Below are 15,707 nucleotides of genomic sequence, written 5' to 3'. Positions count from 1 at the left end.
CGCGACCCGTGCCCACACCTGACCCTAGCCCTCGGCCAGCAACTGCTCGATCCGCTGAGCGCAGAACGCGGTGACGTCGACCTCCGGCGGCAGCTGGAGCCGGTGCGCCATCCGCAGCAGCGGAATACTGAGCAGGACCGCCGCCAATACCTCGTTGTAGCGCAGGTTGCGCACCTTCATCCCACTGCGCTCCTCGTAGCGCGCGATGGTCTCCTCCCGGGTCGGCGTACCCGGAAGTCGTTCGGTGTTCTGGAATTCCGAACACGCCCAGTCCAGGAACAGCATCCAGGCGAGGTCGGCCTCATGGTCGCCGAGGTAGGCGATTTCCCAGTCGAGCACGCCGGTGACCCGGAATTCGTTGTCGTAGAGGATGTTCGACATGCGGGCGTCACCCCAGCACAGCGTGACGTGCTCGGGTTCGTACAGATGGGCGCGCAGCCAGTCCACGGCCCGGCGCAGCGCGGGCGGCTGAGTGGTCGAGGCCCAGCCGAGCGCGGCATCGACATAGCCGATCATCTGCTCGAGCGGCGCCGTCCCGAATTCCGGAAACGCCAGGAAGTCCAGACTCAAGGTGCGCCAGTCGAGCTGGTGGATCTCGGCGATGGTGTCGACGCAGCCCCACCACATCGTGGCCCGGTCGGCGGGCTCGGCCTCGAAGTAGAGCCCGGCCGAATGATAGGACGGCAGGTCACCGGGCGCGCTGCCCTCGATCCGGTCCATCACGAAGTACGGACTGCCGAGGGCCTCGGTGCCCCGATCCAGCCAGCGGACGATGGGCACCGGGATCGCGGTGCCGGCGAGTCTGCGCATGACCAATACCTGTCGCAGCAGGTCGTAGTCGGGAAACAACGCCACCTCGGGCGGGCGGCGCAGCACCAGCGACACGGGCTCGGCGTCGTCGCGTTCCAGATCGAACAGGAAGGTCTCGGTCGCCAACCCGCGCGGGCTGGCCGACCAGTTCGTCACCTCCGCGGCGTTCGCACCGGGAATTCCGGCGCACACCACGGGACCGACTGCGGTCGGCAGATCTTCTGCCGCGGGTCGCGCGGTCATCAGTAGCCCTCGTATCCGTACCGGGCGTTGCGCCCCATGAACACCATCTCGACCAGGCCGTAACCGACCTTTCCGTCGCTGCTCTCGACCTTGCAGAAGGTCTCGGTGAGCACGCTGACCTGACGCAGTTCGTCGGTGTCGTCCAGGTCGACGGTGAAGCCGTCACTGTAGGACTCGCCCTTCCAGATGCCCGAGGCGTAGCCGCGGTACATGTCGTAGCCGGCCAGACCGGGCCAGAAATCATGCAGCGCGGTCACGGAGAAGGTACGGACGCTGCCGTCGGCGGCATTCGTCGTGAACGTTCCCTCGGTGACAATCCGGAAGTCGTCGCGGAACTTCAGGTCGTGGGTGACACCGACGATCGGCACGACCGGTGCCTGCGCTTCGATGGGCTGCTGGATGGAGCCTTCGAAGTGCCAGCGCTGCCCGTCGGCGGTCTCACGCTGGGCGAAGTGCACCAACTCGTCGTCGAACTGGAAGATGCCCATGAAATACAGGACACCGTCGGGGATTTCGGACGGCTGCAAGCCGCTCCCCTCGCCCAGACTGCCGCCGCCACCACCGTGCCGGGTGCCCCACGAATGGTCGCGACCGAACCACCAGGTCCTCGGATCGATCTCGATGCGTTCGCCGTCGACCTCGAGCCAGCCGGTGACCGCACCGTTCTGGTAGTAGCGTCGCGCGTCCTCGCGGACCCGCCCGCGGCTGCGGAAGAAGGCGGGCTCCTGCTCGTAGGCGGGGAACTGTCCGGCGAAGTTCAGCTCGAGGCGCACCCCGTGGTCGTTGTCGCCGAGGCTGGCGCGCACCCCGCGCAGCGGCTCGGTGATCTCGTAGCGGTAGGGGCCGACCTGCCAGGCGTCCAGGTCGTCGTACTTGCCGCCGATCTCGCGCGACAGGCGCGCCACGTGCGCTGTGCCGTCGATGGTGACCATCGCGTAGGCGTCCATGACGTTGCGGTTGGGGTAGCGGGCCATGCCGGTCATGACGCTGACCCGGCCGGTGGTGTCGAAGCCGTAGAGCACGATGCGCTCGGTCCAGCGCAAATCGCTCTGGACGACGTGGTCGAACGTGGTCGGCAACTGATGGCAGAGCAGCTCGTCCTGGGGAGTCAGCATGGGCTTTCCTTCGCGAATGTGGGGTGGAACAGGTTTCAAGTTAGCTAATTGGAATACACCATGAAGCGTTTTTAAAAAGATCCGATCTCGGCTACGCTCTGCCCAGCCGACGGAGGAGTGAACAACGGTGAGTGAACGCCGCGAGGCCCGATCGGGGCCGGGCCGCCCCCGCGACCCGCAGCTGGATGCCCAAGTGCTGCGAGCCACCCAGGAATTGCTGGTGGAGCAAGGTTTTCAGGCCACCACCATCCAGGGCGTCGCGCGCCGGGCCGGGGTCGTCGCCACCTCGATCTACCGCCGCTGGCCCAACAAGATCCACCTTGTCGAGGACGCGATCTTCGCGCTCGAGACCGGCGTCGTCCCACAGCCCACCGGTGACATCGGCGCCGATCTACTGGCCTGGACCCGGTTGTTCTTCGCCGCCGCCACCCACCCCGCGGCACGCTCGGGCATTCCCGGCTTGCTCTCGGCCTATCACGACGACGAGCAGAGTTACCAGCGGCTGCGTGAGCGCGGCGAAGGTTTGGCGCGGGTCGCGCTACGCGCCACTATCGACGCGGCGATCGAGTCCGGCCAGGTCTCCCCCACCTGCGATCCCGATCTGCTCTTCGAATTCCTGCGCGGCGCAACGCTGCTGCGCGCTCTCACCCGCGGCGACGAGGACGGCGAGCGATTCTGCCGCCAGACCGCCGACGCCCTGGTCACCCTGGCCATCCACCACGAAAGTACGACATGAGAACTCCCTATCGCCGCCTGCTCATCGCCGTGGCGGCCGTACTGCTGATTCCCACCACCACCGGCCTCGCACAGCCCGACGCCACCGGGGTCGTCCTGGAGACCCGCACGATCGCCGATACCGCCGTCGCCCGGGCGAGCTGCGCGGGCGATGCGCTCCCGGAACCCGGCCTGCAGGGCGACGTGCCCGCCGCCGACCGCGACAGCGGCCGTAGCACCCAGGGCTACCGATGCAATATCAGCCGCATCGGCGGCTACGCGGGGCGCGGCGCCGGAATCACCTCGACGCAGTTCGACCACTGCGTCTACCTGGGCAGCTTCTTCCCCGGCAACGTACTCGGGCCCGCCCAGGGCGTGCAGGTGATCGACGTCGCCGATCCGGCGAACCCGGTGCTCACCGCAACGCTCACCGAGCCGGCCATGCTGGCCGGGACCTGGGAGAGCCTCAAGGTCAACGCGGCGCGAAAGCTGCTGGTCGGCACCGGCGTTCCCGCTTTCACCGGCGCCGGGCTGATCTCGGTCTACGACATCTCCGACTGCGCGCACCCGCGCCTGCTCAACCCGGGCCCCGGCACCGACCTGCGTCTGCCGGTGCAGATCACGGCGCACGAAGGCGGCTTCTCCCCGGACGGCCGCACCTACTGGGCCTCGGGCGTCATCCCCGGCATCGTCAGCGCCGTCGACCTGACCGATCCGGCCGACCCCCGCGTGATCTGGCAGGGCATGCCGGGTCAGTCCATGCACGGCATGGGCCTGCGTGCCGACGGCAACCGCCTGTATCTGGCGAACAACATGGGCGGGCTGACCATCCTGGACACCTCCGCGGTCCAGCGACGCGACCCCGACCCGCAGGTGCCGATCATCTCCCAGCTGACCTGGACCGACGGCTGGGCGACCCAGCAGAACGTGCCCGTCACCTACAACGGCGTGCCGTTTCTGTTCACCGCGGACGAGGCGGGCTCCGGCGGTGTCAAACTCATCGACATCTCCGACGACACCCACCCGCGCGTGGTGAACACGATCAAGCTGGAGATCAATCTGTCCCAGCACCGCGACAGCGCGATGGCCTCCAGCATGGGCGGCTCGCTGTTCGCCTACGACGCCCACTACTGCTCCGCCGACCGGCCGGTGAACCCCACCGCGCTCGCGTGTGGCTGGATCTCCTCGGGCATCCGGGTGTTCGATGTGCGCGACCCGCTCCGGGTGCGCGAGATCGCGTACTACAACCCACCCGCGCGTACCGGCCAGAACAGTGAGCTGTGGAACTCCCCGCATGCCCTCGCTTCGATCATCGGCGTCCCGCTGCTCAGCGCGCCCTCGGTCCTGCAGGCCGTCGAGTCGGGCGCCTTCGATCCGGAGCAGGCGATCGGCTCGCGTACCGGCGAGGTGGCCTTCGGCGATCTGTCCACCGACTGGTGCTTCTCGGCCCCCGAATGGCGTGGCAATCAGCTGTGGGCGGCCTGTGCCGACAACGGCCTGCTCACCCTGGAGTTGTCGCCCGAGGTGTACCTCCCGCCCGCCGACCAGCACACGACGGTCGGCGCATGAGTCGACGGGTGACCCTCGGCGCCGCAGTGGCCGCCTCGATCCTGCTCCTGCTGGTGCTCGGGGCAGCTCTGCGACCGCTGGTGGTCTCCGAGAACGTCACGGCCACACCGGTGTTGACCCCGACCGAGATCGGTTTCGTGCAGGACATGACCGGACACCATCAGCAGGCGCTGATGATGGTCGACCGTCTCGCCGCCGACGTCGATCCCACGGTGCGGCAGCTGGCCGATCAGATCGCCGCCGCCCAGCGTCTGGAGATCGGCATGATGCTCGGCTGGCTCCGGTTGGCCGCGGTGACCCCGACCAACCCGCACCCGATGTCGTGGATGCCGACCGGCCATCACCACGCCGTGTCGGCCACGATGCCCGGCATGGCCACCCAGGCCGACCTCGACGCTCTCGCCCAGGCCCACGGCGCGGAGGCGGAAACGAAGTTCCTGCGTCTGATGTATCGCCACCACCAGGGCGGGGTGGCCATGGCCCAGACCTTCGACGAATTGTCCACCGGCGGCCCGGTCGAACAGGCGGCGCGCGACATGATCAGCACGCAGAGCCAGGAGTCCGGGCTCATCGGTCTGCTGCTCGGCAGGCGCGGCACGGCAGCCACCGGCTGAGCTCAGCCGAGCCCGACCATGTCGTGGATCGCGCCGCGGACGTCGCTCACCGCCGGAACCGCGGCGAACTCCACCGACTCGTGCCAGAAGTCGGACAGCCGGGCCGCAGTGCGGCCGGTCGGGTTGCCCTCGAACGACAACGCCAGTTCGACCTGCTCGACCGCCTGTTCTGGATCGCCGAGCATCAACTGCAGACGAGCCGAGGAAATCGCGGTCATCGCCGGTGTCAGGAATTCCCGCGGCACCGGTGGGTGGACGTCGCCGAAGGCGATCCGGGCCAGATCCGGCCGGGTCGCGATGAGCTGCCGGTAGCTGTTTCCGAGTAGCCGCGACTGCTGGCCCGGCCCCGGCCAGTCCCGACGCGGGCCGAGGAGCATGCCGATGGTGGCCGCGATCAGGCTGCGGTCGGCGGGGTGATCGGCGGACGCGGTCGCCGCGGCTTCGCCACGGCATTCCGCGGCGACGACGATCGCGCGCTGAAACGCCGCCTGTTCACCGAGAATGCCGTGCGCGTAGGCCTCTAGCTCGGCCAGCGCCACGCGCAGCAGCGGCGTCGCCGTGCGGCGCGCCAGATACTGGGCGAGCTGGGCGATCTCCAGTGCCTCCGCCGGGCTGCCGCTGTCGAGCAACTGCCACGTCGACTCGGTGAGGATCGCGGCCGTCAGCACCGTGTCGCCCGCGGCGTGGGCCAGCCGAGCGGCGGCCACCGAGTAGCGGCGGGCCGCGACGATGTCCTCCACGTCCCAGCTCATGGCGGCGGCGATATCGGCCAGTTCCGCACCGATCCGCAGGGCGCGACCGTGCCGCTGGGCAGCCGAGAGTTGCTGCAACCGTGGCAGATTCGCGGCCAGCCAGGCCGTGACCGCGTGGCGCGGCGCCTGCCCGTCGCTCCATTGCCTGCCTCGCGCCCAGGTCACGAGCTGTTCGGCGGCCGCCAGCTCGGTCGCGGCGAAGGCGGGGTGCTCGCCACGGCCGTGCGCGCCGTGTGGCGGTAGCAGCAGCGACGACAGCTGCGTGGGCAGATCGTCCAGTTCGCTGACCGACTCGACGGTCAGCCGGTCGTGCAGAGCAGTCAGCGAGGTTTCCAGTGCAGACTCGTAGGCGGCCACGTGTTCGGCACGCACCGCCCGGGCCCCGGTCTCGAGCTGACCGAGGTACGGCTTGGAATAGTTCGTGCGCGCGGCCATCCCCTGCAGGCTGATCCCCGCGGCGGTGCGCGCCGCACGCAACGCGGAGCCGACCTCGCTCATGCGAGGTCCGCGACACTGCGGGCCGACTCGTTCATCGGTGTCGAGAATACGTCGCCGGTGTTCCCCCGCGCGGGGTGTCTGCAAACAGTCTGCAAGACGGCGCTGACCACGTGGTCCGGCCCGTGGATCTCCCTATCGTCCGAGATCGTGAGCAATAGAACTGTCTTGTCCGGTCGGCGCCCGCGCACTGGCGCGCGGGTCGCGCTGATCTCCCTCGCGCTACTGGTCGCCGCCGCGACCGGGGTGACCCCGGCGGGGGCGGCGCCGCCCTACCGACCCACCGCCCCCGTCGAAGCCTTCTACTACGCGCCGGGCCCGTGGGCCGTGACCGAGCGGACCGGTATCGACTGCTGCACATCGACCGGCGACAGCTACGACATCTGGTACCCGGCCGACCTCGGCGCCGGCGGCGTCGTGCACCCGGTCATCACCTGGGGCAACGGCACCCTGGCTCACCCGCGCGAATACGCGTATCTGCTCGCGCATCTGGCGTCCTGGGGATTCGTGGTGATCGCCGCCGACCGCACCGACACCGGCACCGGCGTGCAACTGCTCGACGCGGTGCGGTACCTGGCTCAGCAGAACAGCGACCAGACCGGCATCTTCCACGGCAAGATCGACATCACCGCTGTGGGCGCGGCGGGGCATTCGCAGGGCGGCCTCGGCGCGATCAACGCGCTCGCCCGCGGCGGCGGCGCCGTCGATACCGCGCTGACGCTCGAGATGCCGTGGTCGGCGGCCTGCGGGTCACTGCCGACCGTCGACGGCCAGAGCCCCTGCGTCGACCCCACCGCGGTGACCTCGGGCTCGGTGCTGCTGGTCAACGGCACGGCCGACGGCGCCTCGCCCTCGACGCAGCAACTCCCGCCGCAGCTGATCGGGATGCAGTCGATGCAGGCGTACTACGACGCGCTGCCCGCCGGACTGCCCAAAGCCCGCGCCGCGGTGGTCGGCGCCCAGCACAACGACGTCCAGGGCCAGCCGCACTGCACGAATTACAGCTGCACCGAGGGCGTCTACCGCTACCTCGGCTACGTCACCGCCTGGTTCATGGACCGACTGCGCGGCGATTCCGCCGCTCGCGCCGCGTTCCTCACCGAGACCGGCGAAATACTGCACAACCCCCACTGGTCCGATCAAGCCAGCACCATCACCCGCTGACCTAGGAAAGGCTGCGTCTTTCATGCAAGACCACCTCGAGGAACTACTCACCGAACTGGATCTGGACGGCAAGCTCCGCCTGATCTCCGGTGCGAGCCTGTTCCGGATGGCCGGTGACCCCGCGCTCGGACTCGCCGAGATGCCGGTCTCCGACGGCCCCTCCGGTGTGCGCGGCGAGAACTGGGACGAACGCGACCCGTCGGTGAGCCTGCCCTCCGGCACCGCGGTCGCCGCGACCTGGGACCCGGCGGTGCTCAGCGAGATCGGCGCCCTGATCGCCGCCGAGGCACGCCGCAAGGACGTCTACGCAGTCCTCGGCCCGACGATGAACCTGCATCGTTCCCCGCTGGGCGGCAGACATTTCGAGTGTTTCTCCGAAGACCCGCTCCTCACCGCCGAGATGGCCGACGCCTACGTGCGGGCGGTGCAGGCGCACGGCGTCAGCGCGTGCCCGAAACACTACGTGGCCAACGATTCCGAGACCGAGCGCTTCACCGTCGACGTCCGCGTCGACGATCGGGCACTGCGTGAGCTCTACCTCTACCCGTTCGAACGCACCGTCGAGGCGGGCGCGTGGATGATCATGGACGCGTACAACGCCGTCAACGGCACCACCATGACCGAGAATCCGCTGCTCGACGAACCACTCAAGGGCACTTGGGGATTCGACGGCGTGGTGGTCTCGGACTGGACTGCCGTGCGCACCACCGAGAGCGCGGCGCAGGGCACCGACCTGTGTATGCCCGGCCCGCCGTACCTGTGGGGTGAGCCGCTGGCCGCCGCCGTGCGCGCGGGCGAGATCGCCGAGTCGGCCATCGACGACAAGGTGCGCCGCATCCTCCGCTTCGCCGAGCGCGTCGGCGCTCTGGACGGAACACCGCAACCCACAACGGTTTTCACCGACGCGCAAGCACAGGATCTGGTCCGCCGGGTCGCCGCGCAGGCCATGGTCTTGGTGCGCAACGACGGTGTCCTGCCACTGGGGCCGGAGACGAACATCGCGCTGCTCGGTCCGTCGGCGGGCGAACCCCGCTTCCTCGGCGGCGGCAGCGCGACCGTGATCCCAGGCCACACCACCACCCCGGTGGAAGGCCTGACCGGCCGCCTGCCACTGACCCACACCGCGGGCGTTCACCTGTCCGAGGATCTGATTCCGGCCCCGGTGGCGATCATGACCGATCCCGAGACCGGCGAACCGGGCCTGTCCGCGCGGTTCCTGAAAGACGACACCGTGCTCGGCACCCAGCACCGCACCACCAGCCGCCTCGTGCTGCTCGGTGAACCGCTGGCGGCGCAGTCGAACACGGTCGAGATGCGCACCCGCCTGCGCGCCGACAGGGCAGGTGACTGGCAGATCGGTTTCGGCGGCGTCGGCCACATCCGGCTCGACCTCGACGGCGAGACCGTGCTGGACGAGAACGTGCCGCTGGATTCCGGCGATCCGGCCGCGGCGCTGCTCGACCCGCCCCAGCGTCACGTGACCCGAACCCTCGCCGTCGGCGACGAGGTCGAGGTGCGGCTCGTGACGAGCATCGAAGAGGCCATGCCCGGCCTCGGGATCATCCTCGGCGCCACCCTCGGCGTCCGGCGTCCCCAGCGCGACGACGAGGAGGAGTTCGCGGCCGCTGTCGAACTGGCGCGCGCGGCCGGGGTGGCCGTGGTCGTGGTCGGCACCACCGAGCAGATCGAGAGCGAAGGTGTCGACCGCACCTCGCTGCGGCTGCCCGGCCGTCAGGACGAGCTCGTCGCCGCCGTCGCCGCGGTGAACCCGCGCACCGTCGTCGTGGTGAATTCCGGCGCACCGGTGGAGATGCCGTGGCGCGACGACGTCGCCGCCGTGCTGCTGTCCTGGTTCCCCGGCCAGGAGTTCGGCGCGGCACTGGCCGATGTGCTCACCGGCACCGCCGAACCCGGCGGCCGGCTGCCGACCACCTGGCCCAAGACCATGGCCGACGTCCCGGTCCTGAACACCACGCCGGTCAACGGCGTCCTCGACTACACCGAGGGCATCCACATCGGCTATCGCGCGTGGCTGCGGGCGGGCACCGAACCCGCCTACCCCTTCGGCCACGGCCTCGGCTATACGACGTGGTCGACCAACGACCTCGTCGTGGCAGGGCGCACCGTGTCGATCACGGTGACCAACACCGGAGATCGCGACGGCAAACAGGTCGTTCAGGTCTATCTTTCGCGCCCGGACAGCGCCGTGGACCGACCGGTCCGCTGGCTTGCCGGTTTCACCGCAGTCACCCTGGCTCCCGGCGATTCCCGGACCGTCGCGATCCCCCTGCCCGATCGCGCCTTCCAGCATTGGGGACCCACCGGCTGGGAGAGCGAGCCCGGCGAGTTCGTCGTGCAGGTAGGCACCTCGGTTGCCGATCTCCCGCACACCGCCCATATCTACTGACCCGACTGCTCGACCATTCGACCGAACAACGGAGCATGGCCATGTCCACCAGTACCTCGCAACTCGACAAAGACGACGACAACGACACCGGACGACTCGACAGCGCCTCGCGCACAAGGATTCTCACGGTGCTCGCCGTGATCGTCCTGTTCTCCGAGATCGCCCCGATGCAGTACACGATCGTCGCGGCGGCACTGCAGAAGATCGCGCCGAGCTTCCCCGGTGTCGGGGCCGACATCAACTGGGCCATCATCGTTTTCGGGTTGATCGGAGCGGCCGCGTCTCCGTTGATCGGCAAGATGAGTGACGTGTGGGGCAAGAAGCGGATGTTCCTCATCTGCGGTGCCCTGTTCGTCATCGGCTGTGTGCTCGACGCGACCACCTCGAACTGGGCCGTCTTCCTTCTCGGCCGCTGCCTGCAGGCCACCGCCATCGCCACCGCGGTGATCGCCTACGGCCTCATCCGGGACCTGATGCCGCGCGCCATGATTCCGCTCGCGCTCGGACTCACCGCGACGGGCTTCGGTGTCGCCTCCATCGCGGGCCCGATCCTGGGCGGCTACCTGGTCGACAACCACAGCTGGCGCGCCATCTTCTGGGTACTGGCCGCGTTCACCCTGGCGATGATGCCACTGGTGTGGTTCCTCGTGCCCGAGTCCAAGCTGCGGGTCGCCGAGCGGATCGACGTCGTCGGCGCGGCGTTGCTCTCCGGCGGCGCCGCGCTCACCCTGATCTACGTCGACAAGGGCCACGACTGGGGATGGGCGAAGCCGACCACGGTGTCCTGGTTGATCGCCGGCATCGCGCTGCTGGTGCTGTTCGTTGTCGTCGAAAAGCGGGTGACGACACCGATCATGGACATGCGGCTGCTCTTCCATCCGCGTGTCGCACTGGTCCTGGGCGGGGCGCTCCTGGCATCGCTGCAGATCGGCATCGTCTCCTATGCCATCGCCTATATGGCGCAGACCCCGCCGGAGTCGACGGTCGTGGCCGGTGTGCGGCAGGCGGCGCTGGCCGAGATCCAGGGCCTGACCGGTCAGGCGCTGCCACCCGAGGCGGTGCAAGTGGCCCTCGATCCGGGATACAGCTACGGCAGCGGATACTCCCTGCTCGAGTTCGCCATCCGGATCGCCCTGATCGGTTCGATGATCACGATGGTCTTCGGCGCGGTGGCGGGCCTGCTGGCCAAGCGGATCGGTGCCCGGCTGCCGCTGGTCGTCGCCCTGGTCGTCTTCGCCGGTGCCGGCATCGCGTTCGCGCTGCTGCCGCTGACCACCACCACCTTCCTGATCGTGAACTCGATCTTCAGCATCGGCTTCGGGATGTACTACGCCAGCATGCCGATCCTGCTGGTCGAGGCGGTGCCGCAGGAGCAGCAGGGCATCAGCCTCGGCATGCTCGGCGTCATGCAGTCCATGGGCGTGGCGATCGGCCTGGCCGTCGTCACCGCGTTGCTGCACGACAACGGCATGAGCGCACTGGTCTCGGTCGGCGGGCAAGCCCAACCGGCGACCCCGCTGCCCGACCTGTTCGGCGATCACGGCTACCGGCTGGGCTTCTGGGTCTGCGCGGTCGCGTCGGTGGCGGCCCTTTCGCTCGCACTGGTGATGAAGCACGGCCGCACTCCGGCCACCGGCGGCGCCGCTCATCGACAAGGAGAGATGGCGGTGTGACCACGGGCGACACCCACACCAGCGCCTGCGCGCCCGGAGCCGGGCGCATGAGCGTGGCCGGGAGGGCACTGTCGTCGGGCGGCTGGCTGCCGCCCGACGACGAGGCGGCCGGACAGGTTTGGGAAGACATCCTTCGCCCCCTCGCGCGGGAGATCCGCCGCTGCGCCCCCGACCTCACCGCGGCGTCGGTGGCACGGATGCGGGTCGAGATCCCCGAACTGTTCCCCGACGACCAGGTGGCCGAGGCTAGCCGGGCCGGCATCAGTGCGCACATGCTCCAGCTGGCCGACACACTCGAGCACGGCGGCGATCCCCGGCGCTTCGACCTGCCGGAGCCGGGGCTGGCGCTGATCCGGGCCAGGGTGTGGCGCGGTGTTCCGCTCACCGAGGTCATGCGGCTGTATCGCCTGGCGCAGGAGGGCATGTGGCAGTGGATGTTCACCCGCATCACCGCCACCGCGCCCGGGTCGGTCCAACTGCCGACCGCGCTGCGGATGGCGACGGGATGGCTTTTCGCCTATCTCGACGGCGCGATGATCCGGGCCGAACACGCCTACGAAGTCGAACGTGAGGGCTGGATGCGCAACGCCGCGGCCGCACAGGCGGCGGCGATCGCCGACATCGTCGCCGATCGGGAGCACGATCCGGCACGCGCCTCGACTCGCCTGCGCTACGAGGTGAACCGGTACCACCTCGCGGCCGTGGCCTGGCTCGACCGCGCCCCGGAGCATTGCGACGCCCAGACCACCCTCGGCGCGGCCTTCGCCGAGCTCGCCCGGCACCTCGGGGCCGAGAACACCCTCACCCATCCGCTCGGCGCGCTGATTCTCGCAGGCTGGTCCGGGTCGCGTGCATCCTTCTCGCCCAGGGCTTTCACCGAACTCCAGCAGGCGCTGCCGCCCGGTGTGCGAGCGGCGATCGGTGGCCCCGCGCACGGACTGGACGGCTTCCGGCGCAGTCATCTCGAAGCCGAGCATGCCCGCCGCGTCGCCACGATGGCCGCCCACCGCGCCGATCCCGTGACTCGCTACGGCGAGATCGCGGTCGCGGCGCTGTGCACGGCCGACCCAGGGCACGCACGCGCGTTCGTCACCAGGGTGCTCGGCCGCCTGGCCGCACCCGACGAGACCACCTATCGGCTCGCAACGACGCTGTCGGTCTTCCTCGGGGAGAACGGCAGTCGCCGCCGCGCCGCCGATCGGCTGCTGGTGCATCCCAACACGGTCAGCTACCGGGTGCAGCAGGCGGAGGCGATCCTGGGCCGCAGTGCCGATATCAGAACCCTCGAACTCCAGGTCGCCCTCGCGATCCTGCCGACCCTGGGCGAATCCGTCGCGCCCGGCCCGGATTCGTGACGCGCGCACAACCCGCACCGACAAGTCTGTCGTCCGGCGACGAGTGCCGCGGCCCGTACCTCGCCTACCGTTCTGTGCCGGTGAGCGTGGGACGGTTCGCCCGGATCCGGCACAGACTCGGTGGAACTGGCGCCACCGTGAAGACCCGTCCCCGGCTCGGCGCGCGGCCGGCCGGGGACGGCGTCGGTCGACGGGGCCGACGACGGACCGCGCAGCCCGGATCGAATCTGAAATGAAACTGTATCTGAAAGTGTGGGCGAAACCCGCGGCGAGCGGCCAGAATTGGCCACGACGGTCCGGCGCGCTGCAACACCTGTCGCACCGTCGCGAATCACCTTCGGCAACAGAGGAATTGGACGATGAACAGGTTGTCGAGATCCGCCGCCGCGACGCTGGTCGCCGCCGTCGTCGCGGCCGGGACCGCGGCGGTCGGCGACGCGCGGGCGGAAACATCCGGCCCGCAGCCCTGCACCCCGTACACCGCGATACTCGGGCCGGGAACCTGGGAGACCACACTCGACGCCGATCCCGAGGTGCCCGTCGGCATGCTCCGGCCTGTCGGCGACGGCCTGCGACGGCAGTTCGGCCGCGACATCACCGTGCTCTACGCCCCCTATGCCGCCAGCGCTTTCGATCAGGGCCTGAGCTACGCCGAGTCCCTGAGCACCCTGGAATCCCGTCTGCGCCAGATGCTGCGTGGCCTGTGCGGCTCGACGCGGGTCGTGCTCGCCGGTTACAGCCAGGGCGCGGACGGCATCGGCGATCTGGCCACCGAGATCGGCAACGGCGACGGCCCCATCGACGCCGATCGGGTGGTCGGGGTCGGGCTACTGGCCGACCCGCATCGCGATCCGAACACCACACTCTCCCTGGGCAATCCGCAGCCCGGCCGCGGCATCGCCGGCACCCGGAGCCGTGATTTCGGCGCGCTGTCCGAGCGGGTTCGCACGCTGTGCGCCGACGGCGACCTGTACTGCTCCCTCGATGCCGCCACCTCCCCGTTCCTGGCCGTGCTGGGCCGGGTCCTGAGCGGCGATCCCACCCCGATCGCGAACTTGCTCCCCGCCACCGCCGATCCCAGCAGTCTGATCGCCCAAGCCGTCACCATGGGCGCCGGCTGGACCGCCACCGCGGCGAACCTGCCGACCATCGTCGACGACCTCACCCGCCTGCCGGAGTCCCTCGCGGCGGGCGACATCCGCGGCGCCCATCAGACCGCACGGGCCGTCAACGCCGCCCTGGCCCCCTTCGTGGAGGCCGCCGCGGGGGTAGACCGGGTCCTGGTCGCCCAGGTCATCCGCGCGGCCGCCGCGGTCGACCCGTCCGGCCGGACCGCGGGCGTCAGCGTCATCGCCGACGCCCTGACCCACCTCGATCTCCTCGGTATCGCCGAGCGCGTCGGCCACCTCCAGGAAATCCTCTGGCGTGCGGTCGAATCCCTCGACCGCAACGACCCTCTCGCCGCCGCCGCCGACCTGGCGGCCTTGGCCGCCACCGGCGCCGACCTCACCGGCTCGGTGCTCGGCCCCGTCGCCGCGGGCATCCGCTCCGACCTCACCGCGACCACCCGAACCCTGCTCAGCGTCACCGATCCCGCCACCGTCGACGAGCTCGTCCAACTGGGTCGCCAAGGCGTGGACATGGCCAACTTCTACGCCTCCGAAGCCCACATCGACTACGGCGAGGACGTTCCCCTCCTGCTGAACTACCTGAGCTCCCAGGTCGTTTCGTAGCCCACCGCACCCGTCTGCGGCGTCGCGGCCGGGTCGGACACGGTGTGCCCGCCTGCGACCCGCCGACCGTCGCGGCAGGTATTCTCACCTGGTGCCGACCGGCGGTAGCAGACAGGTGCGCGCCGCGCGCAAGCGCAAGAAGCGGATGGCGCGCGTCACCCACGACCTCACCGACGCGCAGTGGGACGCGCTCAAGGCGTCCTGGGGTGGGTGCGCCTACTGCGGCTCCCCCGCCACCTCGCTGCAGAAGGACTGCGTGCAAGCCATCTCGCGCGGCGGCCGCTACACCCTCGGCAACGTCGTCCCCGCCTGCGGATCGTGCAACTCCAGCAAGTGCAACGCCGAGGTCACCGGCTGGCTGCGGCGCAAGAAGCTCGACGAACGCTCCTTCCTCCTGCGCCACTACGAGATCGCGGCCGAGCTCACCACCCGCTTCGCCTAGAGCGGAGCCCGAGGTCACGGTTCGCGGTCGGCGGCGCCGGGCCACGACCGAGCAGACCGTGGGCCCCATCGTCGCCGAAGATCGGTGGGTGGTGACCCGTTTACCGATTCCGGTCCGGGACATCCTCCGATCGAGAGGTACCGATCGAACGGAGTGGGAAGCAATGGCTCAAGGCACTGTGAAGTGGTTCGACGCGGAGAAGGGGTTCGGGTTCATCGAGCCCGACGAGGGCAGTGCCGACATCTTCGTTCACTTCTCCGAGATCCGCGGCGACGGATTCCGCACCCTCGAGGACAACCAGAAGGTCGAGTTCGAGATGGACCACAGCGACCGGGGCCCGCAGGCGACCGACGTCCGCGCCCTGGACTGAGAATCCACGCACAATCACGGCCCGCCAGGGCCGGAAACGATCGGAGGCAGCAATGCTCGGACCCAGCAGGGCATCGTGCTCAATATCGCCGTCGGCGTCGTCGGCGGTCTGCTCGGCGGGTTCCTGCTGAAGGTGCTGGGCGTCGATGTCGCCGGTGGTGGTCTGCTGTTCAGCTTCCTGACCTGCTTCGGTGGTGCGGTGCTGCTGCTGGCACTGGTCGGACTGGTCACCGGCCGCACCCGATAGTCGAT

General features: G+C 69.5%; 13 protein-coding genes and 1 pseudogene. 11 read left to right on the top strand and 3 right to left on the bottom strand.

What is annotated here, in order from left to right; translation table 11 throughout:
- Nucleotides 1-24 precede the first annotated feature (24 nt).
- Both ATM97_RS17770 and ATM97_RS17765 read right to left on the bottom strand, forming a co-directional pair.
- Complete coding sequence (locus ATM97_RS17770; protein WP_255587956.1) at nucleotides 25-1,053, bottom strand: phosphotransferase family protein; 1,029 nt, start codon at nucleotides 1,051-1,053, stop codon at nucleotides 25-27.
- Nucleotides 1,053-2,168, bottom strand: a complete 1,116-nt coding sequence (locus ATM97_RS17765) for a hypothetical protein (protein WP_218719140.1) — start codon at nucleotides 2,166-2,168, stop codon at nucleotides 1,053-1,055. Before ATM97_RS17765 ends, ATM97_RS17770 begins: the two co-directional genes overlap by 1 nt.
- A gap of 127 nt (nucleotides 2,169-2,295) precedes the next feature.
- Between ATM97_RS17765 and ATM97_RS17760 the strand changes: the two genes are divergently transcribed.
- From ATM97_RS17760 to ATM97_RS17750, 3 genes are read left to right on the top strand one after another with little or no spacing between them, the layout of a single operon-like run.
- Nucleotides 2,296-2,904, top strand: a complete 609-nt coding sequence (locus ATM97_RS17760) for a TetR/AcrR family transcriptional regulator (RefSeq protein WP_218719139.1) — start codon at nucleotides 2,296-2,298, stop codon at nucleotides 2,902-2,904.
- Nucleotides 2,901-4,451: an LVIVD repeat-containing protein gene (locus ATM97_RS17755; protein ID WP_218719138.1), complete on the top strand. Its 1,551-nt coding sequence runs from the start codon at nucleotides 2,901-2,903 to the stop codon at nucleotides 4,449-4,451. The genes ATM97_RS17760 and ATM97_RS17755 overlap by 4 nt, the downstream gene beginning before the upstream one ends.
- Nucleotides 4,448-5,065, top strand: a complete 618-nt coding sequence (locus tag ATM97_RS17750) for a DUF305 domain-containing protein (RefSeq protein WP_218719137.1) — start codon at nucleotides 4,448-4,450, stop codon at nucleotides 5,063-5,065. The genes ATM97_RS17755 and ATM97_RS17750 overlap by 4 nt, the downstream gene beginning before the upstream one ends.
- 2 nt (nucleotides 5,066-5,067) lie before the next feature.
- On the opposite strand, the gene ATM97_RS17745 is transcribed toward ATM97_RS17750, so the two are convergent.
- On the bottom strand, nucleotides 5,068-6,315 hold the full coding sequence (locus ATM97_RS17745; protein ID WP_218719136.1) for a helix-turn-helix domain-containing protein: 1,248 nt from the start codon (nucleotides 6,313-6,315) through the stop codon (nucleotides 5,068-5,070).
- Nucleotides 6,316-6,462: 147 nt separating this feature from the next.
- Between ATM97_RS17745 and ATM97_RS17740 the strand changes: the two genes are divergently transcribed.
- The 8 genes and pseudogenes from ATM97_RS17740 to ATM97_RS17705 form a co-directional block, all read left to right on the top strand.
- Nucleotides 6,463-7,476 (top strand): hypothetical protein, encoded by a 1,014-nt coding sequence (locus ATM97_RS17740; RefSeq protein ID WP_218719135.1) that lies wholly within the window; start codon nucleotides 6,463-6,465, stop codon nucleotides 7,474-7,476.
- A 22-nt stretch (nucleotides 7,477-7,498) separates the two neighbouring features.
- Complete coding sequence (locus tag ATM97_RS17735) at nucleotides 7,499-9,883, top strand: glycoside hydrolase family 3 protein (protein ID WP_218719134.1); 2,385 nt, start codon at nucleotides 7,499-7,501, stop codon at nucleotides 9,881-9,883.
- A gap of 41 nt (nucleotides 9,884-9,924) precedes the next feature.
- Complete coding sequence (locus ATM97_RS17730) at nucleotides 9,925-11,556, top strand: MFS transporter (protein ID WP_218719133.1); 1,632 nt, start codon at nucleotides 9,925-9,927, stop codon at nucleotides 11,554-11,556.
- Entirely contained in the window at nucleotides 11,553-12,911 is a 1,359-nt protein-coding gene (locus ATM97_RS17725) for a helix-turn-helix domain-containing protein (RefSeq protein ID WP_308248530.1), read from the top strand. Before ATM97_RS17730 ends, ATM97_RS17725 begins: the two co-directional genes overlap by 4 nt.
- A 359-nt stretch (nucleotides 12,912-13,270) precedes the next feature.
- Nucleotides 13,271-14,644: a cutinase family protein gene (locus tag ATM97_RS17720; protein ID WP_218719132.1), complete on the top strand. Its 1,374-nt coding sequence runs from the start codon at nucleotides 13,271-13,273 to the stop codon at nucleotides 14,642-14,644.
- Between the two features lie 91 nt (nucleotides 14,645-14,735).
- On the top strand, nucleotides 14,736-15,086 hold the full coding sequence (locus ATM97_RS17715) for an HNH endonuclease (RefSeq protein ID WP_374104875.1): 351 nt from the start codon (nucleotides 14,736-14,738) through the stop codon (nucleotides 15,084-15,086).
- A gap of 163 nt (nucleotides 15,087-15,249) precedes the next feature.
- Complete coding sequence (locus tag ATM97_RS17710; RefSeq protein ID WP_218719131.1) at nucleotides 15,250-15,456, top strand: cold-shock protein; 207 nt, start codon at nucleotides 15,250-15,252, stop codon at nucleotides 15,454-15,456.
- 63 nt (nucleotides 15,457-15,519) lie between these two features.
- A pseudogene (locus tag ATM97_RS17705) lies at nucleotides 15,520-15,702 on the top strand (GlsB/YeaQ/YmgE family stress response membrane protein); the annotation flags it as partial.
- Nucleotides 15,703-15,707 lie beyond the last annotated feature (5 nt).

Origin of the sequence: Nocardia sp. MH4 (genome assembly GCF_019266065.1) — a bacterium.
GTDB lineage: Bacteria > Actinomycetota > Actinomycetes > Mycobacteriales > Mycobacteriaceae > Nocardia > Nocardia canadensis.
The sequence above is the reverse complement of the archived record's forward strand: the minus strand, read 5'-3'. Positions and strand labels throughout refer to the sequence as shown.

Bases quoted from the DNA above. Each gene is read 5' to 3' on its own strand.
- ATM97_RS17770 (WP_255587956.1), bottom strand. From the start codon at position 1,053: ATGACCGCGCGACCCGCGGCAGAAGATCTGCCGACCGCAGTCGGTCCC.
- ATM97_RS17765 (WP_218719140.1), bottom strand. From the start codon at position 2,168: ATGCTGACTCCCCAGGACGAGCTGCTCTGCCATCAGTTGCCGACCACG.
- ATM97_RS17755 (WP_218719138.1), top strand. From the start codon at position 2,901: ATGAGAACTCCCTATCGCCGCCTGCTCATCGCCGTGGCGGCCGTACTG.
- ATM97_RS17750 (WP_218719137.1), top strand. From the start codon at position 4,448: ATGAGTCGACGGGTGACCCTCGGCGCCGCAGTGGCCGCCTCGATCCTG.
- ATM97_RS17745 (WP_218719136.1), bottom strand. From the start codon at position 6,315: ATGAGCGAGGTCGGCTCCGCGTTGCGTGCGGCGCGCACCGCCGCGGGG.
- ATM97_RS17735 (WP_218719134.1), top strand. From the start codon at position 7,499: ATGCAAGACCACCTCGAGGAACTACTCACCGAACTGGATCTGGACGGC.
- ATM97_RS17730 (WP_218719133.1), top strand. From the start codon at position 9,925: ATGTCCACCAGTACCTCGCAACTCGACAAAGACGACGACAACGACACC.
- ATM97_RS17720 (WP_218719132.1), top strand. From the start codon at position 13,271: ATGAACAGGTTGTCGAGATCCGCCGCCGCGACGCTGGTCGCCGCCGTC.
- ATM97_RS17710 (WP_218719131.1), top strand. From the start codon at position 15,250: ATGGCTCAAGGCACTGTGAAGTGGTTCGACGCGGAGAAGGGGTTCGGG.